Raw genomic sequence first — 20,007 nt, forward strand, 5'->3', positions numbered from 1 at the left:
ACCTAGGAGCGGGCCGCGGGCAGGGTGACCTCGAAGCGGCAGCCGCCGGTCACGTTGCGCACCGCCGCCTGACCGGCGTGCGCCTCCACGATGCCGCGCACGATGGCCAGTCCGAGACCGGCGCCCGCCGGGGGAGTGCGGGCCTCGGTGCCCCGCCAGCCGGTGTCGAAGACCCGCACCAGATCGTCCTCCGGGATGCCGCCGCAGCCATCGGTCACCGAGAGGACGACGGAACCGGCCCGCTGCTCGGCCGCGATCGCCACCGTCCCGTCGGCCGGTGTCCGGTGAATGGCGTTGACCAGCAGATTGGCCAGGACCCTGGTCATCTCCTTGCCGTCCACATCGACGGGCAGGGGTTCCACCCCGCCTCCCTCCAGCCGGACGCCGTGCTCGCGGGCCAGCGGGTCCGCCCCGGCGAGCGCGTCGCCCACCAGGTCGTACACGGACATCCGGATCGGTGTCAGCATGAGCGCCCCCGCATGGATGCGGGACAGTTCGAAGAGGTCGCCGACCATGGTGTTCATCCGGTCCACCTCGGTGCGGATCTGCCGGAAGTAGCGCTCGGGGTCGGCGGCCATCCCGTCCTCCAGCGCCTCGGACATCGCCCGCAGCCCGGCGAGCGGAGTCCGCAGATCGTGCGAGATCCACGCGACCAGCTCACGCCGCGAGGTCTCCAGCGCCTGTTCACGGCGGCGCGACGCCGCCAGCTTCTCGCTCGTCGCGGCGAGCTCCCTCCCAAGGTCGGCCAGTTCGGCGGTGGGCGCTCCGCCCGGCACGGCGAAGTCGCCCCCGTCGCCGAAGGACCGCGTGGCCAGCGTCAGCGCCCTGCTGCCCGCGACGACCCAGCGCCCCAGCAGCAGCGCGGTCGCCAGCGAGACCACCGCGGCCATGGCCACCACCAGGGTCACCACCTTGAGGTCGTGCGACGACAGGAACATCGCCCTGGCCACTGCCAGCGTCCCGGCGAGCATCGCGGTCACCGCGACGGCCGAGATGACGGTGAGCGAGAGGGCCACCGAGCGGTGGCGCAGCCGCCACAGGGCACCCGCCCCGACCAGCCCGGCCGCACCGGCGCCGAGGAACGCGTACAGGGCGATCAGCAGCAGATCCTTCATCGCGCGCCCGCCTCTCCCGACCGCGACTGGGACTCTTCCACACCGGACCGGGCAGCCTCTGCCGCACCAGGCCGGGCCTCTCCGCCCCCGCCCCCGGGGTCCGCCCCGTCCATCCGGTCCGGCCCGTCCTCGAACCGGTACCCGACCCCCCAGACGGTCCGGATCAGCCTCGGTGCGGCGGGATCGTCCTCGATCTTGCCGCGGAGCCGGCGCACATGGACCGTGACCGTCGACAGATCGCCGAACTCCCAGCCCCACACCTCGTGCATCAGCTGCTCCCGGCCGCAAGCCTGCCCCGGGTGTCCGACCAGATAGGCCAGCAGATCGAACTCCCGCAGGGTCAGGGCGAGTTCGCTTCCGTCCTTGGTGGCACGCCGGGCCGCGGGATCCACCGTGACTCCCCCTGCGTGCAGCAGCGGCCCCGGCCGGTCGCCGCCCGTACGGCTGCGCCGCAGCACCGAGTCGACGCGGAGCACCAGTTCACGCGGGCTGAACGGCTTGGTGACGTAGTCGTCCGCGCCTATTTCGAGCCCGAGGATCCGGTCGTCCTCGTCGCCGCGCGCGGTCAGCATGATCACCGGGACCGGGCCGCGGTCCCGCAGCATCCGGCACACCTCAAGACCGTCCATGCCCGGCAGCATCAGATCGAGGACCACCAGATCGGGCCTGCGCCGTGCCGCGCACTCCAGGGCGGCCGGGCCGTCGGCCGCGCGCTCCACCGAGTACCCGGCCCGGTCGAGATAGCCGGCGACGACTTCGGAGACGGTCGGGTCGTCGTCGACGACCAGCACGCGGGGCGGGGTGAGGGCGGGGCGCGGGTTCTGCATGACCCCAGCGTGTCACCGAGCCGCGGCGAACGGACGGTCGACCGGGTGGTTGCGCACGGACGTCCGCGTTTCGTAAGGAGCGGAAGAGCCATCGCGCTCCGTTTGCTTCGTACGGTGAGGGACGTGACCGACCTGACGCCTCTGAGGCCCCCGAACCCCGTGCCCCCCACGACGGTGGACGTCGTCCTCCCCTGCCTCGACGAAGCCGGAGCGCTGCCCCGGGTGCTGGAGCGCATCCCGGCCGGCTGGCGGGCACTCGTGGTCGACAACGGCTCCACCGACGGTTCGGCCGCCATCGCCGCCGGCCTCGGGGCCACCGTCGTCCACGAATCCCGCCGCGGCTTCGGCGCCGCCTGCCACGCGGGCCTGCGCGCCGCGACCGCTGAGCTGGTGTGCTTCTGCGACTGCGACGGCTCGCTGGACCCCGGGCTGCTGACCGGCCTCGTCCGCCGGGTCGCGGACGGCGAGTCCGACCTCGTGCTGGGCCGCCGGCGCCCCGACGGGCGCGGCGCCTGGCCGCTGCACGCCCGCGCGGGCAACTACGCGCTCTCCCGGATGCTGCACACCCGCACCGGGCTGCGCCTGCGCGACCTCGGCCCGATGCGCGCCGCCCGCCGCACGGCGCTGCTCGGCCTCGGGCTGACCGACCGGCGCAGCGGCTACCCGCTGGAAATGGTCGTACGAGCGGCCGACGCGGGGTGGCGGATCACCGAGCAGGACGTGCCCTACCGGCCGCGCACCGGGAAGTCCAAGGTCACCGGCACCTGGCGGGGCACCTGGCAGGCGGTGGGCGACATGCGCTCAGTGCTGAACCGCCCCGCCACGGCCGTGACGGCGGTGCGATGACCACGCTGCTCGTCATCGCCAAGGAGCCGCTGCCGGGCCGGGTCAAGACCCGGCTCACGCCGCCCTACACCCCGCAGCAGGCGGCGCAGATCGCCGAGGCCGCGCTCAGCGACACGCTGGCAGCGGTCCTGGCCTGTCCCGCCCGTCGCCGGATCCTGGTGCTCGAAGGCGCGCCGGGGAAGTGGCTGCCGCCCGGTATCGAGGTCGTACCGCAGAGCGGGGGAGGACTCGACGAACGGCTCGCCGCGGCATTCGCCCTCTGTACGGGCCCCGCACTGCTCGTCGGTATGGACACCCCGCAACTCACCCCGGCCCTGCTGGCCCCCGTGCTCCAGCCCGGCGGCTGGAGCGACTGTGACGCCTGGTTCGGTCCGGCCGCAGACGGGGGGTTCTGGGCACTCGGATTCGCCGAACCCCGCCCCGGACTGATGCGCGGCGTTCCCATGTCGGTCCCGGGGACCGGCGCGGCGCAGCGGGCCAGGCTCACCGGCGCCGGGCTGACCGTCCGTGATCTGCCCGAGCTGCGCGACGTGGACACCGCCGACGACGTACGGACAGTGGCGGCCGCCATTCCGCACAGCCGCTTCGCGGCGGCCGTCGTCGGCATCGCGGCGGCAGCACCGGCTTCCGCCCCCGCCGCCCCGTCCGGGCACCGCACCGGAGCCCGGGGGTGAGCGCCCCCGTCCGGGCCCCCTGCTGGCAGTCCGATCCGTACACCGACGCGCTCCGCACCGGACGCGGCCCGCTGTTCCTCCGCCGCGCCGACGGCTGGCTCCTTCCGCTCGACGTGGAACGCTGGTGCGCGGGCGCCGACCGTACCGACATGTCCGTACTCGCCCGGTGCGAGGGGTCGGTCCTGGACATCGGCTGCGGCCCCGGCCGGCTGGTCGCCGCACTGGCCGGACGGGGCCACCGGGCCCTCGGCGTCGATGTCAGCCCGGCGGCCGTCGCCCGCACCGCACGCGCCGGAGCACCGGCCCTGTGCCGCTCGGTGTTCGACCGGCTGCCGGGGGAGGGGCGCTGGGGTACGGCGCTGCTCATCGACGGCAACATCGGTATCGGCGGCGACCCGCGCGCGCTGCTCAGCAGGGCCGCGCAACTGGTCGCCCCCCGGGGGCTGCTGCTGGCTGAGGCCGCCCCGGTCGATGTCGACGAGTGCGTACGTGTCCGGGTCGACGACGGCAGAGGCGGCGCCGGGTCCGACTTCCCCTGGGCCCGGGTCGGCGTACGCGCCCTCCTCGGCCACGCGCGCGCGACCGGCTGGAGCGCGGCCGGGCAGTGGCAGGAGGAGGGCCGCCCCTTCATCGCGCTCCGCCGGTCCGGTGCCGTCGTGCACCAGGCGTACTCGGCTGCGGAGGCGCCGGGCCACGGACTCTGAGCACCGGTCGCACCACCCGGAACCGGCCGGCCCGGAGCCGCAGGTGCAGAGTCGGTAAAGTCCCGTGCCATGGCGGTCATACCGACGGACCCGGGCACCCCCGACAGCCGGAGTGCCGGTCGCTACCTGTGGTGGCTGGTCGTCGTGCAGCGCCGCAGGATCGCGGCGGGTTCTCTGTTGGGCAGCGCGTGGATGACCGGTCTCACGCTGCCGCCCTATCTGCTGTCCCGGGCGATCGACGGAGGACTCCGGTCCGGCAGCTCGGGGGCGCTGCTCCGCTGGACCGCCGCGCTGCTCGACGGTCGACGTCTCGTATGTACTGCCGGTCGCCGGCGTGCTGCTGCTCGGGGGCGTGCTGAACGACCGGGGCGTGGTGTCACTGGGTGTGGTGGTCGCGTCCGCGCTCTATCTCCGCCGGCTGTCCGCGCCCCTGGACACCGTCCTCCAGTGGGTCGAGCAACTGCAGAGCAGCGGGGCCGCCTTCGCCCGGGTGGAGGGGCTGGCGCAGGCCCCGGCGCCCGTTCCACCGTCGGTGCCCGGGGTGCCGGCGGGCGAGCGGATCGAGGTGACGGGTGTCCACTACGCGTACAGGGAAGGCGGCGATGTGCTGCACGGGGTCGACCTGACCGTACGGCCCGGTGAGCGGCTGGCCGTCGTCGGGCCGTCCGGGGCCGGGAAGTCCACGCTGGGCAGGCTGCTGGCGGGAATCGACGTCCCGCGCACGGGCGCGGTCACGGTGGGCGGAGTGCCGCTCGCGGACCAGCCGCCCGGACAGCTGCGCCGCCAGGTCGTCCTGGTCACCCAGGAACACCATGTCTTCCTCGGTACGGTGCGGGACAATCTGCTGATCGCCGCACCCGGCGCGACCGACACCGAACTGACCGCGGCCCTGAACGCTGTCGGCGCCGAGTGGGCGGCCGGTCTCCCCGACGGGCTCGCCACCGAACTGGGCGCGGGCGGTCGACTGCTCGACGGCGCTCAGGCGCAGCAACTGGCCCTGGCCCGGGTCGTGCTGGCCGACCCGCACACCCTGATCCTCGACGAGGCGACCGCCCTGCTCGGCCCGGCGACCGCACGCCATACCGAGCGCGCTCTGGCCGCGGTCCTCGAAGGCCGCACCGTGAGCGCCATCGCGCACCGTCTGCACACCGCGCACGATGCCGACCGGGTCGCCGTCATGGCGGACGGCAGGCTCGCCGAACTCGGCACCCACGATGAGCTCATCGCGGCAGGCGGCGCGTACGCCGCGCTCTGGAACACCTGGCACGGCGCCCCGCCGGGGCCCGTCGCATTGGCCGACTGAGGCCCGGCGCGGGCGCAAACGACTCCGCGCGATGGGGGACCGGCCCTTAGCCAGCCAGACGCCCGCCCGACGCCCGACCCGCTCGACGTCTGCCCGGCGTCCTGAGGTCAGCGCTGTTGCCGGCGGCTGCGCTGGCGTTCGATGCTGCGTCTCAGATGGTCCGTCATCGCCTCCGCCGCGCGCTCGGGGCTGCGGCGCAGCACGGCGCGCAGGATGCGGTCGTGCTCGGCGAGTGTCGGTTCGGCGGCGCCCTGGATGCTGCTGAGCCGGAAGATGTGCAGATGCGAGTGGAGCCGGCTCACCGCGTCCGCCAGCAGCGGGCGGCCGGCGGCGCGGGCGATCGTGTCGTGGAAACGCTGGTCGCCCGCCGCGAACTCCCGGTAGACGGCGTACCGTTCACCCGATCCAGGGCGGTCGCGCATCTCCTCCACCAGGCTCTCGATGCTGTCGAGCTGCTCGTCGTCCGCATGGGCCGCGGCCAGCGCCGCCGCGGTCGGCTCCAGCAGCAGACGCATCTCGAACAGCTCCTCGAGACCCTGCGGTGTGAGCAGTTCGGTGGCCCGGTACCCCGCGAGTGACCGCTTGGTGACCAGGCCGTCCGACTCCAGCCGTGCCAGCGCCTCACGTACCGGCGTCGGAGAGACCTGGAGCGTACGGGCGAGCGCCTCGATGCCGACCCGGGCGCCCGGCCTGATCTCGTGGTCCATGACCATCGCCTTGACGGCCTCGTAGACGCTGTCGCCCAGTACTTGGCGCTGCGGCGCCGGCGCTCCTTCGTCCGACAGCATCCGGCCCTCCTCCAGCCCGTCGGGTAGCCACCTCGCAGCAACTTCACCGCGCCTTCACGGTGCCTACGGCGGCTACCCTGCGGGCCACCGATTCTATAGGAACCGCGCGTACCTACTCCATGAGGAAGACCTGCTCCATGGGGGCCCACCAGTCGTCGGGTCCCGCCTCCGGCACCTTCTCCTGACAGGGGTCCGTCAGCTCCCACCACGCGCGGGTCGCCTCGTCCCGGCCGATCGCCGCGAGATCCGCGGCCAGGTCGTCGCCGTGGTACTCGTAGTAGCTGAAGAGCCGGTCCCCGAGCAGATGGATCGAGTAGTTGGCGATATGGCTCGCCCGCAGCCGGGCGAGCACCGGCTCCGGAACCGCCAGGTGCAGCTCGCGGTAGTACGCCAGCTTCTCCGGACGTACTTTGATCACCTGCGCGATCCGCCGCATCAGCCTGCCACCGCCGCTCGTACCGTCTGGCGCTGCGCGCCGAGCCCGTCGATTTCGAGCTCGACCACATCGCCCGCCGAGAGATACGGGAAACGGCCGGAGAGCGCGACGCCCTCCGGGGTGCCGGTGTTGATGACGTCGCCGGGTTCCAGCACCAGATAGTGGCTGAGGTGGCGTACAAGTTCATGCGCCCCGAAGATCATGTCCGCGGTGCTGGAGTCCTGGCGCGGCTCGCCGTTGACGCGGCTGCGGAGGTTCAGGTCCTGCGGGCCTCCGGCGAGGTCGCCGGCCGGTACTAGCCACGGACCGAGCGGGTTGAACGTCTCGCTCGACTTGCCCTTCGACCACTGGCCGCCCGACTCGTCGAGCTGGTACGTCCGTTCCGACACGTCATGGGAGACCGCGTATCCCGCGATGCACTCGGCCGCCGCTTCCGCCGAGTCCAGATAGCGGGCGGTGTGTCCGATGACAATGGCCAGCTCGACCTCCCAGTCCACGGTCTTCGCCCCGGGCGGTATCAGGACGTCGTCGTACGGTCCGACCACCGTGTTGGGGTGCTTGAAGAAAATGATCGGTGCGCTGGGCGGCTCGCTGCCCGACTCCGCCGCGTGGGCCGCATAGTTCTGGCCGACGCACAGGACCGCGGCGGGCCGGGCGACCGGTGGGCCCACCCGGAGCCGGTCCGCTCCCGGGAGTCCGGCGAGCGACCCCGTCCGGAGGGCTTCCCGGACCCGGGCGATCCCGCCGCGGGCGAGGAACCGCCCGTCGATGTCGTCGGTCAGCGGGCCGAGATCGTAGAGCACACCGGCTTCGCGTACGGCGGGGCGTTCGCTGCCCGGATCGCCCAGTCGCATGAGCTGCATGACAGCAGCCTCCTCAGGTGTCGGACTCGTCGGCCTCAGAGGTCTCAGAGGCCTCAGAGGTCGGATGTTAGTGAGACGAAAGCTATAGGAAAAGCCAGACGGGGAGAACCCCCGCGGCACTGAAGCCCTTGCGGCGCCGGAAAAGCGCGGCTCAAGGGTTGACGCCCGACAGGGCTTCATGGCTAACCTCCGATGACCCTCAAATTCCTATAGGAAAATTCCGGCTGTTCTGGAGGCGCCATGGCCGACTCCCCGCGCTCCGTCCCCACCGCGCGCCAACCGTCCGGAAGTACGCCCGATCCGGGTCCGGGACCCCGTCCCGGCCCCGGACCCAGTCCCACCGGCGCGGTCACCCCGCCGCTTCCCCGTTTCGTCAAGGCCGTCGCGGTGCTCGGCGGAATGGCGGGACTGCTGTACGGATACGACTCCGGCGCCATCGCCACCGCACTGCCCTTCGCCACCGACCGGTTCGGCCTCTCCTCCACCGAACAGGGCCTGGTCACCAGCCTCATCCTGCTCGGTGCGCTGCCGTCGATCGTCGTCGGATCGCTGGCCGCCAAGCGGTTCGACCGCAGGCATCTGCTGATCGTCGCCGGGATCGTCTTCGCCGTGGGTTCGCTCGGCTGCGCGCTGTCGACCAGCGTCGCGATGCTGCTCGTCTCCCGGTTCGTCCTCGGTCTCGCCGTGGGCCTGGCCAATATGTTCGGCCTGATCTATCTGACCGAACTGGCGCCGAAGCGGATACGGGGTCTGATCAGCGCGCTCTACCAACTCAGCGTCAACGTCGGCATCCTGATCGCCTATGGCGCCGGTGACGCCCTGCGCGGCTCGGGCGCCTGGGAGTGGATGCTCGGGCTGGGGGCGCTGCCCGCCCTTCTCTTCCTCGTCGGCATGGTGCTCAGCCCGGCCAGCCCGCGCTGGCTGAGCCTGCGCGGCCGGGAGGCCGAAGCCCATGCGGTACTGATGCGGCTGCGGCCGTCGCGCGACGAGGCGGACGCGGAAGCGGCCGAGATTCAGCAGAGCCTCGGGATGCAGGAGGCCGGTCTGCGGGAACTGCTGCACCGCTACCGCCCCGCGCTGCGGATCGGTCTTGTCCTGACCTTCTTCCAGGTGTTCACCGGGATCAACGCGGTCGTCTACTACGCGCCCACCGTCTTCGCCGGCGCCACCGGACACTCCGCCGACACCGGCATCATCGCCAACTACAGCGTCGGCGGCGCCCTGGTGATCTCCACCGCGATCTCGCTGCCCCTGATCGACCGGCTCGGCCGCGTCAGGATGCTCGCCTGGAGCCTGGGCGGCCAGGTGCCGCCGCTGATCCTGCTGGCGCTGTTCCCGCACTCGTCCGCTCTCGACGTCGTGTGCGTCTTCGCCTTCACCTTCGCCTTCGGGTTCGGCCTCGGCCCGGTCTTCTGGCTCTACATCCCGGAGATCCTGCCGCTGCGCGCCCGCGCTCTGGGCATGGGGGTCGTCACGTTCACCCAGTACCTCTTCAACTTCCTCTTCTCCTTGACCTTTCCTGACATCCTCGATGCGATCGGCTTCTGGGTCTTCGGGATCTACGCAGTGATCTCCGCACTGGGGCTCGCATTCGTCCTCACCCGGGTACCCGAGACGGCGAACCGCTCGTTGGAGGAGATCGAGGCGGAGTGGCGGCGCAAGGACGCGGCGCCGGCCTCCGCCCCGGCCGCCGCCTGACCACATCCGCCGCGGCCCCGAGCCGTGGACGACCCCGAGAAGGACACATGCGGGTAGGACTCTTCGTGACGTGTGTGAATGACGCGTTGTATCCACGGACCGGCATCGCCGTGGTGAAACTGCTGGAGCGGCTGGGGGTGGAGGTCGGCTTCCCCGCCGGACAGACCTGCTGCGGGCAGCCGCAGTTCAACACCGGCTACCGGCGCGAGACCGAACCCCTGGTCCGGCGCTTCGACCGCGAATTCGCCCCCTACGACTACGTCGTCACGCCGTCGGGATCCTGCGCGGCCATGGTCCGCGACAACTATCCGCGGATCGGCCGCAAGGCGGTGGCGGAGCGCCGCGGTCACGAGCTCGCCGACGCGGCTGCCCGCTCCGTACCCAAGACGTACGAGCTGACGGAGTTCCTGGTGGACGTGCTGGGGGTCGTCGACGTGGGGGCGTACTTCCCGCACACGGTGGCGTACCACCCGTCCTGCCACGGCCTGCGGATGCTGGGCCTCGGCGACCGGCCACGCCGACTTCTCGAAGCGGTACGCGCGCTGGAGCTGCGGGAGCTGGAAGGGGCCGAGGAGTGCTGCGGTTTCGGCGGGACCTTCGCGGTGAAGAACGCGGACGTGTCGGCCGCCATGGGTGAGGACAAGGTGCGCAACGCTGTGTCGACAGGCGCCGAAGTGCTGTGCGGGGCCGACAACTCCTGTCTGATGCACATCGGCGGCATTCTGCGCCGCCAGGACGCGCCGCTGCGGGCGCTCCACCTGGCCGAGATCCTGGCGAGCACCGAAGAGGAGCCCCACGTATGAGCGGTACCTATCTCGGGATGCCGTCCTTCCCGAAGGCGGCCAGGGAAGCCGTGCACAACGAGACCCTGCGCGGGAACCTCAGGCACGCCACCCACACCATCCGCGACAAACGGGCGAAGGCGGTGGCGGAGCTCTCCGACTGGGCGCAGCTGCGGGAGGCGGGCAAACAGATCAAGGACCGGACGCTGCGTCACCTGGACCAGTATCTGGTGCAGTTGGAGGAGTCGGTCACGGCCGCCGGGGGCACCGTCCACTGGGCGGCCGACGGTGATGAGGCCAACCGGATCGTCGCCGGACTGGTCAAGGCGACCGGTGAGCGAGAGGTCGTCAAGGTCAAGTCGATGGCGACCCAGGAGATCGGTCTCAACGAAGCCCTGGAGGCCGAGGGGATCGCCGCTTACGAGACGGACCTCGCGGAACTGATCGTGCAGCTGGGCGAGGACCGCCCCAGCCACATCCTGGTCCCGGCGATCCACCGCAACCGGGGCGAGATCCGGGAGATCTTCGCCCGGACGATGAGTGAGTGGGGGCGGCCGGCTCCGGAGGGGCTGACCGACGCCCCGGCCGAGCTGGCCGAGGCCGCCAGGCTGCACCTGAGGGAGAAGTTCCTCCGGGCCAAGGTCGGGATCTCGGGCGCCAACTTCATGGTCGCCGAGACCGGCACGCTCGTGGTGGTGGAGTCCGAGGGCAACGGCCGGATGTGCCTCACGCTGCCCGAGACGCTGATCTCGGTGGTGGGCATCGAGAAGACCGTGCCCACCTGGCAGGACCTGGAGGTCTTCCTGCAGACCCTGCCGCGCTCGTCGACGGCCGAGCGGATGAACCCGTACACCAGCACCTGGACCGGCACCACCGACGCCGACGGGCCGCAGGACTTCCATCTGGTCCTCCTCGACAACGGCCGCACCGACACCCTGGCCGACGAGGTAGGCCGCCAGGCGCTGCGCTGCATCCGCTGCTCCGCCTGCCTCAACGTGTGCCCGGTGTACGAAAGGGCGGGCGGCCACGCGTACGGCTCGGTCTACCCCGGGCCCATCGGCGCCATCCTCAGCCCGCAACTCAGGGGCACGGAGAGCGAGATCGACGCCTCGCTGCCCTACGCCTCCTCGCTCTGCGGCGCCTGCTACGACGTGTGCCCGGTCGCCATCGACATCCCCGAAGTCCTGGTCCACCTGCGCGAGCGGGTCGCCGGCCAGGGCGGCAGGGGCCACCGGCTTGAGAAGGCGGCCATGAAGGCGGCCGGCTGGGTGCTGAACCATCCGGCCGCACTCGCCGCCGGTGAGAAGGCGGCATCGAAGACCCGCGCACTGCACCCCAGGCGGCTGCCGGGCGCGGCGGCCTGGACCGACAGCCGAGACCTGCCCGAAGTGCCGCCCGAACCGTTCCGTGACTGGTGGAAGAAGAACCGCACATGAGCTCCCGCGACCAGATCCTCGCCCGCGTACGTGCCGCGGTCGCCGGGGCGCCGGAGGCCCCCGAGGTCACCCGCGACTACCTCACCACACACACCGCCGACGACCCGGTGGCCGTGCTGGACCTCCTCCACGAGAACCTCGCGGACTACCGCGCCCTCGTGCACCGGACCCGGCCGGACGGGCTGCCCGCGCTCCTCGCCCGGCTGCTGGCCGAGCGCGGCGCGACGACCGTACTGGCACCTCCCGGGCTGCCCGCCGGGTGGCTGGCCGAGTCCACCGCCGCCCGGACCGATGACACACCCGCGTCGACCGCGCAGGAACTCGACGCCGTGGACAGTGTGGTCACCGGATGCGCGGTGGCCATCGCCGAGACCGGCACCATCGTCCTGGACGGCGGCGCCGGCCAGGGGCGCCGCCGGATCACCCTCGTGCCGGACCACCACATCTGCGTCGTACGGGCCCCGGAGCAGGTGGTCGCCTCGGTACCGCAGGCCCTGCCACGGCTCGATCCGGCGCGCCCGCTCACCTGGATCTCGGGCCCTTCGGCCACCAGCGACATCGAACTCAACCGCGTCGAAGGCGTGCACGGCCCCCGCACCCTCGAAGTCGTCCTCGTCGAGGAGGGCACGAGCACCGAGTGAAGGACCGGGCAGCGGGGCCACGGACGAGCGACGGAACCAGCGGGAGACCACATCCATGAGCAGAATCACGAGCGTCGACTGCCGGCTCGTCTCGATCGAACCCGAGACACTGCGTACCGACGCCACCCAGACCTTCGTCCGCCAGGAGACGATCCTCGTCACCGTCGGGACCGACGACGGGCTGAGCGGCACCGGGTACTCCTACACGATCGGCACCGGCGGCAGTTCCGTACTGGCGCTGCTGCGCGACCACCTCGCCGCCACTCTGCTGGGCGCCGACGCCCGTAACGTCGAGGCGGTCTGGGCCCGGATGCTCGCCGCGACCCGGGCTACCGCCTTCGGGCTCCTCACCTCGCTGGCGCTGGCCGCCGTCGACACGGCCCTGTGGGATCTGCGGTGTCTGCGCGCCGGTGAACCGCTCTGGCGGCTCGCGGGCGGTGCGCACGACCGGCTGCCCGTGTACGACACCGAGGGCGGCTGGCTGCATCTGAGCACCGACGAGCTGGTCAAGAACGTCTCGGCGGCGCAGGCCTCGGGGCTGCGCGGCGCCAAACTGAAGGTCGGCAAGCCCACCGCGGTCGAGGACGCGGAACGGCTCGCGGCGGTCCGCGAGGCGACCGGGCCCGCCTTCGAGATCATGGTCGACGCCAACCAGTCGCTCACCGGGGCGGAGGCGATCCGGCGGGCCCGCACCTACGAGCCGCTCGATATCGCGTGGTTCGAGGAGCCGCTGCCGGCCGACGACGTCGCGGGGCACCGCAGACTGGCCCGCTCGACCACGGTGCCGGTGGCGGTGGGCGAATCGATGTACAGCGTCGGCCACTTCGCCGAGTACCTGTCGGCGGGCGCCGCCGGGATCGTGCAGGCCGATGTGGCCCGCGTCGGCGGCATCACACCGTGGCTGAAGGTCGCACACGCCGCCGAGGCCTGCAATGTGCGGGTGGCACCGCACTTCCTGATGGAGCTGCACGCGAGCCTGGCGTGCGCGGTCCCCGCCGGGATGTACGTGGAGCACATTCCGCAGCTCGGTGCGATCACGCGCAGCGAGCTGGTCATCGAGGAGGGCTGTGTCGTCCCGCCGGAGACGCCCGGTCTCGGCATCGAGTGGGACGAGGACGCCATCGCGGATCTGCGGGTCGCGTAGAGCCGTGACTCCGGAAGCGCGCGCCTGTGAGACGGCCGGGAGGACGGCGCGCTTCCTCCCGGCCAGTGCTCAGACGGAGCGGTGGTACTGCTGCGGTACGTGCACGTCGGCGCCGAGCTCCCGGGCCGCGTGCCGGGCCCAGGACGGGTTGCGGAGCAGCTCGCGGCCGAGCAGGACCGCGTCCGCCTCGCCGTTGGCCAGGATCTTCTCGGCCTGTTCGACCTCGGTGATCAGGCCGACGGCGGCGACGGGCAGCGGTGTCGCGGCCTTGACGCGTGCCGCGAAGGGCACCTGGTAGCCGGGGCCGACCGGGATGCGGACCCCGGCCGCGTTGCCGCCGGTCGACACGTCGAGCAGGTCGACGCCGCGTTCCTTGAGCAGCGGCGCGAGGCGCACCGTGTCGTCGGCCGTCCAGCCGCCCTCGTCCAGCCAGTCGGTGGCGGAGACGCGGAAGAAGAGCGGCAGCTCGTCGGGCCACACCGCCCGTACGGCGTCCACGACTTCGAGCGCGAAGCGGGTGCGGTTCTCGAAGGATCCGCCGTACTCGTCGGTGCGGTGGTTGCTGTGCGGGGAGAGGAACTCGCCCACCAGATAGCCGTGTGCGCCGTGGATCTCGGCGACCTGGAACCCCGCGTCGAGCGCTCGCCTGGCTGCATCGGCGAACTGGCTGACGATGTCCCGTATCTGAGAGGTAGTCAACTCATCCGGTACGTGCTCGCCCCGGTCGAAGGGGACCGGGCTGGGTGCGACCGGCTGCCAGCCGCCCTGGTCGGCTCCGACCGGGCCGCCGCCGTTCCAGGGGCGGTCCGTTGACGCCTTGCGTCCGGCGTGGGCGAGCTGGATTCCGGGAACCGTGCCCTGTCCCTTGAGGAAGCCGGTGATCCGGCGGAGCGCCTCGACCTGTGTGTCGTTCCAGATGCCCAGGTCGGCGGGGGTGATCCGGCCCTCGGGGCTGACCGCGGTCGCCTCGACGATGACCAGGCCGGCGCCTCCGGCGGCCCGCGCGGCGTAGTGCGCGAAGTGCCAGTCGTCGGCGGTGCCCGTGCCGGGCCCCGCGGTGGCCGCCGAGTACTGGCACATGGGCGGCATCCACACGCGGTTGGGGAAGGTCAGCGACCGCAGGGTGTACGGCTCGAAAAGGGCGCTCACGACAGGCTCCATTCATAACGGCGTCGGGACGCTCGTACGATATCCGTCGTAGTACGGTGAATGTCAAACTACGATGAAGCTCGTACAATAGAGCCGTCCCCGGACCCGCCCGGGCCCGAATGAAGGAGAGTCGTCGTGGCGACCGCAACGAGCAGCCGTGCACTCGCTCATCCGGCGCGTGACGAGATCCGCCTGGACGGGGTGCTCCATGCGCTGGCCGACCCGATGCGGATGTGCGTGGTGCGTGAACTGGCTTCGGACGGCGGCGAGTTGTCGTGCTCCCGGTTCGTGCTCCCGGTGACCAAGTCGACCACCACCCACCACTTCAGGGTGCTGCGCGAAAGCGGTGTGATCCGGCAGATCTACCGGGGGACCGCGAAGATGAACGTGCTGCGCAGGGAGGATCTGGAAGCGGTTTTCCCCGGCCTGCTGGACAGTGTCCTCGCCGCGGCCGCGGCCGAGGCCGCGCGGGAGGCGTGAACCTCCGTTGCCGTCAGCGCGGCGACGTGGCGGCCGGGCCGGGCCCTCCGACTCCCTCGGCTCCGTCGTCCGGGGGTGCTCCCAGCTTCCAGTCGAGTCCGTACCGCTGGAACAGTTCGGCCCGCAGCAGCGCGTACGGCATGGGCGCCCCCGGCAGCAACTGGGCGAAGACCGTGCCCATCAGCTGGGCGCGCAGCAGCGGGTAGTCGGTGTCCGGGTCGGGTGATCCGTACCGCTCAACGGCCGAGCGCAGGACCCGGGCGAGCTGCTGCTGCTCGGGGCACTGGACGAATCCCTGTTCCTGGAGGATTCCGGCCATATGTGTCCGCATCAGTACGGGGTGGTCGGCGGCCAGCCCCAGGATCGCGTCGATGGCCCGTGCCAGCAGCTCCTGACCGTCGTCGGTGTGCGGCTCGCGTTCCAGGGCCGCCGAGAGCGTGCGGTGCATCAGGCGGTGTACGGCGGACTGCAGCAGATACCGCTTGCCCGGGAAGTAGTACGAGACGAGGCCGCGGGCGGATCCGGCGCGGTCGGCGATATCCGCGAGTGTCGTCGCCTCGTATCCGCGCTCACCGACAAGATCCACTGTGGCCTGCAGAAGCCGCTCGCGGGAACGCCGCCGCAACTCCTCATTGACCGATTGGCTGCGCGGGGACATGCTTTACTCCTGCGTTGACTGGCTCTCAGCCAACTATAATCAGCGCAACCTGCAAAGGGCCCCGTCAGGGGCCGTTCTGCGGGCAACGCCCGGACCGGGCGGCGCGGGGGACCGTCCGGTTTCGGGTGTCCTGCTGTCCCCGCCCGTAGATTGGCAGCCGCTCTCGGTAGTTCGGGTGATTCCTCGGTGAGCTGGATCCGGTCGCGCCGTCGTGTCAGCCGACGAGATCCAGGACCGGACGGAGTGCGTCCGGGCGCTCGGCGGCCGGGAGGTGGTCCACGAAATGGACCGCGCAGCCCAGTTCCCGGGCACCGCCGTCGGCGCGGCGGTCGTCACCGACCATCAGGGTCTCGGCGGGATCCTGGCCCAGCGCCTCGCAGGCGGCGCGGAAGAGCCGGACGTCGGGTTTCTGGATGCGGTGCTCGTACGACAAGGTGTAGTGGTCCACGTACGGATCGACCCCGTGGGCGCGGAACACGGGCCGGAGGTCCCAGCCGATGTTGCTCACCACGCCGACCCCGATCCCGCGGGCGTGCAGGGTGCTGAGCACCTCGGCCGTGTCCGGGTAGGGGCTCCAGGCGTCCGCTCTCATGTGACGTGCGTAGAGGGCGTCGTACAGGGCCGGATCCGGCAGCTCGACCTGACGGGCGAGTCCCGTGTACGCGGCGCGGTGCTGCTCGGCGCCCTCGTCGCGGGATGCCCACAGCGCGGCGAGCGAGGGCGGTACCCGCTCGGGGCTCGGGCCGCCGGGCTGTGCGCCCGCAGCCGTCAACTCCGCTGTGCGGAGGGCGAATTCATCCCGGTCCAGCGTGCGGCCCGCCTCGTCCAGGGTGGCGCGCAGCCACGTCGCGACGGGCTCGGTCCTGAAGAGCGTCCCGGAGAAGTCGAAGAGTACGGCCTTGATCGTCATGGGGGGCATTATTTCCCGTCGTCCGGCTGTCACGCAGGCGTCGGTGTCATCGCCGGCACCGGCCGCCACCACTATCCGAGCGCGCGCAGTCCCGGGATGAACGCCACCAGCAGTGGCACGACCGGCACCAGCGAGGCGGCGGCGGTCAGCCGCAGCCTGCGGCCGGCGGTGAGGCGCGGGGCCGCGTTCAGCAGCCGGTCGACTCGGTGCGGAAGCTCCGCGTCGGGGGTCGGGCAGGGGCCGAAAACGCCGCGGTGCTCGTTGAGTTGTACCAGCGCGAGCGCGATGGTCAGCCGCCCGAACCGGCGCGAAGCCACATCGTCGGCGGCCAGTTCCACCAGCCGGTGCATCTCGTTGCGGAAGGCGGCGAAGACCGGAATCTGCGGGAAGCCCACGGCCAGCGCGGCCGAGCAGTGCAGCAGCCAGTCGTGGCGGGCCCGGGCATGGCCCTGCTCATGGGCGAGCACGGCATCGAGCTGACGGCCTTTCAGCCCCCGAAGGGCCGCCGTGGTGATGACCAGCTGGGGAGCCGTGCCGGGCAGCCACCAGGCATCGGGGCGCTCGCCCTCCAGTACGACGAGGCGCTCGCTGCCCGGTTCCTCGCCGGGCAGCACGGGGGAGCGCACCAGCAGTTCCCTGTGGCTCTGCCGGCGCGCGGCCCGTGCGCGGCGGATCTCCCTGGTGAGCATCACGGCCGTCCAGACACCGCAGGCGGCCAGTACCGTCGCTGTCGCCGCCGACCACTGCGCGTACGTGCCGAGGGCGTACGCCTCCACCACGGCGTGCGGGGCGGGGGCGAAGAGGTGGCCCCGTACGAGCTGCCAGGCCGCCGACGCGCTGAAGGTCATCGCCAGCGCGAAGCAGAGCAGTACGGCGGCAACCACGCACTGCCACACCCACAGCGCCACCACGGGCTCCCGCTCGGGCCACTGCGCGCGTGCCAGAAGCCGCGGTGCCGCAACAGCAGCCACGGCTCCGAGTAGCAACAGCGCTAGGGAGACCACCATGGTCGTCAGTTTATGGAGTCGGTGTGTCGCCGGGGTATGGCCTGGCTCCGCAAGTGACGCAGGACACGGTCGGGTTCCGCCGGAAAGGGGGAAGAATTTTTCGCCGGACAGTGCGAAGAACCGTGGGCGGGGCGGCCGTTGACCGCGCCAGGTCCGCTCCGGCCGGACGTCGCGGGCGAGCGGGGTCAGATCGTCAGCAGCATCGCGAACATGGCCGTTCCCATGGCCAGCCGGCAGGCGAGCGCCAGCTCCGGACGGGCCCCCCAGCCGATGACGCCGCCGGATCCGCCACCCGCCGCACCACCCGGCGCGGCTCCGGCCACCGCCGTCGCGGGGACCAGGGTCGCGCCCGCGCGCAGGACGTACACGGCGTAGTAGACAAGCAGCGCTCCGGTGAGCAGCGGAACCCCGCCTGCCGAGTGCGACATGTGATCCATGGTTCCGCCGTGCGCTCCGCCCATCGCCATCCCCGTTGCCCCGGGCGTCATCGTGAGCGCCATGTAGACCATGGCGAGCGAGCCGACCAGATGGTGCAGATGGTGAGCGCTCGTGCGGAGCTGCCACAGCGCCCGGAGGCCGCCCGCAGCGAAGACCGCGGTGAGCGCCGTCCACCCCCACTCCGGGAGAGCGGCCACCGCCGCGGGCAGAGCCATCGCCGCCATACCGAACCCCATCACCGCGTCGCTCCCCGCAGCCGTCCGTGCCTGCTGCGACGTACTGCGCATCCGCAGCAGGCAGTAGGCCCCGCTCGTCGCGCTCAGTGCCATCAGCAGCCAGCCGGCCATCGCTGATCCGTGCACGGCATACCTCCCCGTTCGACGCGTCAGCCCGTCCGGGCGTCCCCCTCGACGCATCGATGCCCCTGCCGGGCGGAGCGCACGCGAGCGCAGGGGGGCACGGGGGAGCGCGTCGCAGGCGCGTTACTGTCTGTGCAGCACCGTCCGGACAGGTCCGGACCGGCCGGATCCGCCTTCGACGGGAGATATCACCCCATGGACACCGCCCCCGACCGGATCACTTTCAGGGACGCGGCAGAGACCGACGTACCGGCGCTCGTCACCTTGATCGAGTCGGCCTACCGCGGCGACACCAGCCGCACCGGCTGGACCACGGAGGCGGACATCCTGGACGGCCGGCGCACCGACCCGGACGGGGTGCGCGCAGTCATCGCCGCGCCCGCCAGCCGGCTGATGGTGGTGGAGCGCGACGGTGAGCCGGTCGCCTGCTGCCAGTTGGAGCGGCGCGGCCACGCGGCCTACTTCGGCATGTTCGCGGTGAGTCCGGCTCTGCAGGGCGCGGGGCTCGGCAAGCGGATCATCGCGGAGGCCGAACGCCGGGTGTCCACGGAGTGGGGCGCCGATGAGATGCATATGACGGTCATCTCGGTACGGGACGACCTCATCGCCTGGTACGAGCGGCGCGGCTACCGCCGTACGGGGAGGATGTTCCCCTTCCCATACGGCGACGAGCGCTTCGGCATCCCGCTCCGCGACGACCTCCAGTTCGAGCTGCTGGTCAAGCTGCTCCCGGCTGAGATCCCCGGCGCGGGAACGGAGTATGCGGGAACGGAGTAGCAGCGGTCAGGCCGTGACCGCCCGTGCACGGCGGTCAGGCCGTGAACCGCCCGGTGCGCCGGATCTCCGGGTAGTCGGTGGTCGCACCGTCCAGGTCCAGCGCCCGGACCAGCCGCAGATGGTCCTGAGTGTTCACCACCCAGCCGAGCACCTTCAGGCCTTCCGCGTGAGCCTTCTCGACGGTCTCCAGGGTCAGCCTGCGGATGTTCAGCGCCACTGTCGCGGCGCCGACGGCCTTCGCGCGGGCCACGATGTCCGGGCCCCAGCGGCTCGCGATGAGCACCGTCCGTACGCCCGGCACGAGTGCGGCGATCTCGCGCACCGCCTCGTCGTGGAACGACGAGACCTCGACCCGTCCGGCCAGGTCGCGCCGGAGCATCACCTCGGCGAGCGCCCGCGCGGCGGCGGCGTCCTTGATCTCGGCCTGAATCGGGGAGCGGACCGCGTCCAGCACCTCTTCGAAGACCGGGATCCGCTCGCCCTGGCCGGCGTCGAGCTCACGCAGCTCGGCGAGCGTCCGGTCGGCGATGGCTCCCTTGCCGTTCGTCGTGCGGTCCACGTCCGTGTCGTGCATGACGACGAGTGAGCCGTCCTTGCTCAGATGCAGGTCGAGCTCGATGGCGTCCATACCCGCCTGTTCCGCGTGGCGGAAGGACCGCAGGGTGTTCTCCGGCTCGACGCCCATGACCCCGCGATGTCCGATGATGAGGAGACTCAAGGTTCTCTCGCTTCCGTCGACGGCGGCTCTCGCGTGGCATTGCTACCCAGCTGGCAGAGCCGCAGCCTAACGTTCCGGATCCGTCACTGTCCCGGCTCCCGCGATGCCGCCAAGTGCCCGCGTTTCCGGTCGGCGGGCGGATTTCCGGCCGTCGGACCGGACCGGACCATGAATTTGCCGAAGTGCGGTTTTTCCGGGCCCAGTGGGGCGGAAGCGGTTTCACTCGGGGGCGATGGCAGGAAGATTCGCTGCGA

Annotated in this window: 21 protein-coding genes and 1 pseudogene; 11 read left to right on the top strand and 11 right to left on the bottom strand. The window is 71.7% G+C overall.

Annotated elements, in window-relative coordinates:
- Positions 1–2: 2 nt before the first annotated feature.
- Positions 3–1,115, bottom strand: a complete 1,113-nt coding sequence (locus OG452_RS32050) for a sensor histidine kinase (RefSeq protein WP_327299039.1) — start codon at positions 1,113–1,115, stop codon at positions 3–5.
- On the bottom strand, positions 1,112–1,942 hold the full coding sequence (locus tag OG452_RS32055) for a response regulator transcription factor (protein ID WP_327299040.1): 831 nt from the start codon (positions 1,940–1,942) through the stop codon (positions 1,112–1,114). The genes OG452_RS32050 and OG452_RS32055 overlap by 4 nt, the downstream gene beginning before the upstream one ends.
- 114 nt (positions 1,943–2,056) lie before the next feature.
- Here OG452_RS32055 and OG452_RS32060 point away from each other — a divergent pair, with 114 nt between their 5' ends.
- The 4 genes and pseudogenes from OG452_RS32060 to OG452_RS32075 all read left to right on the top strand — a co-directional run.
- A complete protein-coding gene (locus OG452_RS32060) occupies positions 2,057–2,788 on the top strand; it encodes a glycosyltransferase family 2 protein (RefSeq protein ID WP_405559847.1) in 732 nt (243 codons plus the stop codon).
- Complete coding sequence (locus tag OG452_RS32065) at positions 2,785–3,462, top strand: TIGR04282 family arsenosugar biosynthesis glycosyltransferase (protein ID WP_327299042.1); 678 nt, start codon at positions 2,785–2,787, stop codon at positions 3,460–3,462. The genes OG452_RS32060 and OG452_RS32065 overlap by 4 nt, the downstream gene beginning before the upstream one ends.
- The gene (locus OG452_RS32070) at positions 3,459–4,166 is read left to right on the top strand and encodes a class I SAM-dependent methyltransferase (RefSeq protein WP_327299043.1); all 708 of its coding nucleotides are present in this window, start codon (positions 3,459–3,461) and stop codon (positions 4,164–4,166) included. The genes OG452_RS32065 and OG452_RS32070 overlap by 4 nt, the downstream gene beginning before the upstream one ends.
- A 301-nt stretch (positions 4,167–4,467) precedes the next feature.
- Positions 4,468–5,519: pseudogene (locus OG452_RS32075) on the top strand (ABC transporter ATP-binding protein); the annotation flags it as partial.
- Between the two features lie 57 nt (positions 5,520–5,576).
- Here OG452_RS32075 and OG452_RS32080 read toward each other — a convergent pair.
- From OG452_RS32080 to OG452_RS32090, 3 genes are all read right to left on the bottom strand, one after another.
- Entirely contained in the window at positions 5,577–6,257 is a 681-nt protein-coding gene (locus OG452_RS32080) for a GntR family transcriptional regulator (RefSeq protein WP_327299044.1), read from the bottom strand.
- Positions 6,258–6,369: 112 nt separating this feature from the next.
- Complete coding sequence (locus OG452_RS32085; protein WP_442810129.1) at positions 6,370–6,675, bottom strand: L-rhamnose mutarotase; 306 nt, start codon at positions 6,673–6,675, stop codon at positions 6,370–6,372.
- Positions 6,676–6,692: 17 nt separating this feature from the next.
- Positions 6,693–7,556 (bottom strand): fumarylacetoacetate hydrolase family protein, encoded by an 864-nt coding sequence (locus OG452_RS32090; protein WP_327299046.1) that lies wholly within the window; start codon positions 7,554–7,556, stop codon positions 6,693–6,695.
- A gap of 240 nt (positions 7,557–7,796) precedes the next feature.
- Between OG452_RS32090 and OG452_RS32095 the strand changes: the two genes are divergently transcribed.
- From OG452_RS32095 to OG452_RS32115, 5 genes are read left to right on the top strand one after another with little or no spacing between them, the layout of a single operon-like run.
- Positions 7,797–9,254, top strand: coding sequence for a sugar porter family MFS transporter (locus OG452_RS32095; RefSeq protein WP_327299047.1), 1,458 nt, complete (start codon positions 7,797–7,799; stop codon positions 9,252–9,254).
- Between the two features lie 47 nt (positions 9,255–9,301).
- A complete protein-coding gene (locus OG452_RS32100; RefSeq protein WP_327299048.1) occupies positions 9,302–10,057 on the top strand; it encodes a (Fe-S)-binding protein in 756 nt (251 codons plus the stop codon).
- The gene (locus OG452_RS32105) at positions 10,054–11,472 is read left to right on the top strand and encodes a LutB/LldF family L-lactate oxidation iron-sulfur protein (protein WP_327299049.1); all 1,419 of its coding nucleotides are present in this window, start codon (positions 10,054–10,056) and stop codon (positions 11,470–11,472) included. The genes OG452_RS32100 and OG452_RS32105 overlap by 4 nt, the downstream gene beginning before the upstream one ends.
- Positions 11,469–12,113, top strand: a complete 645-nt coding sequence (locus OG452_RS32110) for a LutC/YkgG family protein (protein ID WP_327299050.1) — start codon at positions 11,469–11,471, stop codon at positions 12,111–12,113. The genes OG452_RS32105 and OG452_RS32110 overlap by 4 nt, the downstream gene beginning before the upstream one ends.
- A gap of 55 nt (positions 12,114–12,168) precedes the next feature.
- Positions 12,169–13,257 (top strand): mandelate racemase/muconate lactonizing enzyme family protein, encoded by a 1,089-nt coding sequence (locus tag OG452_RS32115; RefSeq protein ID WP_327299051.1) that lies wholly within the window; start codon positions 12,169–12,171, stop codon positions 13,255–13,257.
- 69 nt (positions 13,258–13,326) lie between these two features.
- Here OG452_RS32115 and OG452_RS32120 read toward each other — a convergent pair whose 3' ends face one another.
- Positions 13,327–14,406 (bottom strand): NADH:flavin oxidoreductase/NADH oxidase, encoded by a 1,080-nt coding sequence (locus tag OG452_RS32120; protein WP_327299052.1) that lies wholly within the window; start codon positions 14,404–14,406, stop codon positions 13,327–13,329.
- Positions 14,407–14,541: 135 nt separating this feature from the next.
- Here OG452_RS32120 and OG452_RS32125 point away from each other — a divergent pair, with 135 nt between their 5' ends.
- Entirely contained in the window at positions 14,542–14,886 is a 345-nt protein-coding gene (locus OG452_RS32125; RefSeq protein WP_327299053.1) for an ArsR/SmtB family transcription factor, read from the top strand.
- Positions 14,887–14,899: 13 nt separating this feature from the next.
- On the opposite strand, the gene OG452_RS32130 is transcribed toward OG452_RS32125, so the two are convergent.
- From OG452_RS32130 to OG452_RS32145, 4 genes are all read right to left on the bottom strand, one after another.
- The gene (locus OG452_RS32130; protein WP_327299054.1) at positions 14,900–15,544 is read right to left on the bottom strand and encodes a TetR/AcrR family transcriptional regulator; all 645 of its coding nucleotides are present in this window, start codon (positions 15,542–15,544) and stop codon (positions 14,900–14,902) included.
- Between the two features lie 214 nt (positions 15,545–15,758).
- Positions 15,759–16,448 (bottom strand): HAD family hydrolase, encoded by a 690-nt coding sequence (locus tag OG452_RS32135; protein WP_327299852.1) that lies wholly within the window; start codon positions 16,446–16,448, stop codon positions 15,759–15,761.
- A 77-nt stretch (positions 16,449–16,525) separates the two neighbouring features.
- Complete coding sequence (locus OG452_RS32140) at positions 16,526–17,461, bottom strand: M56 family metallopeptidase (RefSeq protein ID WP_327299055.1); 936 nt, start codon at positions 17,459–17,461, stop codon at positions 16,526–16,528.
- A 185-nt stretch (positions 17,462–17,646) separates the two neighbouring features.
- A complete protein-coding gene (locus OG452_RS32145; protein WP_327299056.1) occupies positions 17,647–18,261 on the bottom strand; it encodes a DUF5134 domain-containing protein in 615 nt (204 codons plus the stop codon).
- Positions 18,262–18,453: 192 nt separating this feature from the next.
- On the opposite strand from OG452_RS32145, the gene OG452_RS32150 reads away from it, so the two are divergent.
- On the top strand, positions 18,454–19,035 hold the full coding sequence (locus OG452_RS32150; RefSeq protein ID WP_327299057.1) for a GNAT family N-acetyltransferase: 582 nt from the start codon (positions 18,454–18,456) through the stop codon (positions 19,033–19,035).
- 34 nt (positions 19,036–19,069) lie between these two features.
- On the opposite strand, the gene OG452_RS32155 is transcribed toward OG452_RS32150, so the two are convergent.
- The gene (locus OG452_RS32155; RefSeq protein ID WP_327299853.1) at positions 19,070–19,720 is read right to left on the bottom strand and encodes a glycerophosphodiester phosphodiesterase; all 651 of its coding nucleotides are present in this window, start codon (positions 19,718–19,720) and stop codon (positions 19,070–19,072) included.
- Positions 19,721–20,007: the final 287 nt, after the last annotated feature.

It is taken from the genome of Streptomyces sp. NBC_01197 (assembly GCF_036010505.1).
Lineage (GTDB): Bacteria > Actinomycetota > Actinomycetes > Streptomycetales > Streptomycetaceae > Streptomyces.

Bases quoted from the DNA above. Each gene is read 5' to 3' on its own strand.
- OG452_RS32050 (WP_327299039.1), bottom strand. From the start codon at position 1,115: ATGAAGGATCTGCTGCTGATCGCCCTGTACGCGTTCCTCGGCGCCGGT.
- OG452_RS32055 (WP_327299040.1), bottom strand. From the start codon at position 1,942: ATGCAGAACCCGCGCCCCGCCCTCACCCCGCCCCGCGTGCTGGTCGTC.
- OG452_RS32065 (WP_327299042.1), top strand. From the start codon at position 2,785: ATGACCACGCTGCTCGTCATCGCCAAGGAGCCGCTGCCGGGCCGGGTC.
- OG452_RS32080 (WP_327299044.1), bottom strand. From the start codon at position 6,257: ATGCTGTCGGACGAAGGAGCGCCGGCGCCGCAGCGCCAAGTACTGGGC.
- OG452_RS32090 (WP_327299046.1), bottom strand. From the start codon at position 7,556: ATGCAGCTCATGCGACTGGGCGATCCGGGCAGCGAACGCCCCGCCGTA.
- OG452_RS32095 (WP_327299047.1), top strand. From the start codon at position 7,797: ATGGCCGACTCCCCGCGCTCCGTCCCCACCGCGCGCCAACCGTCCGGA.
- OG452_RS32100 (WP_327299048.1), top strand. From the start codon at position 9,302: ATGCGGGTAGGACTCTTCGTGACGTGTGTGAATGACGCGTTGTATCCA.
- OG452_RS32105 (WP_327299049.1), top strand. From the start codon at position 10,054: ATGAGCGGTACCTATCTCGGGATGCCGTCCTTCCCGAAGGCGGCCAGG.
- OG452_RS32110 (WP_327299050.1), top strand. From the start codon at position 11,469: ATGAGCTCCCGCGACCAGATCCTCGCCCGCGTACGTGCCGCGGTCGCC.
- OG452_RS32115 (WP_327299051.1), top strand. From the start codon at position 12,169: ATGAGCAGAATCACGAGCGTCGACTGCCGGCTCGTCTCGATCGAACCC.
- OG452_RS32130 (WP_327299054.1), bottom strand. From the start codon at position 15,544: ATGTCCCCGCGCAGCCAATCGGTCAATGAGGAGTTGCGGCGGCGTTCC.
- OG452_RS32140 (WP_327299055.1), bottom strand. From the start codon at position 17,461: ATGGTGGTCTCCCTAGCGCTGTTGCTACTCGGAGCCGTGGCTGCTGTT.
- OG452_RS32150 (WP_327299057.1), top strand. From the start codon at position 18,454: ATGGACACCGCCCCCGACCGGATCACTTTCAGGGACGCGGCAGAGACC.
- OG452_RS32155 (WP_327299853.1), bottom strand. From the start codon at position 19,720: ATGGGCGTCGAGCCGGAGAACACCCTGCGGTCCTTCCGCCACGCGGAA.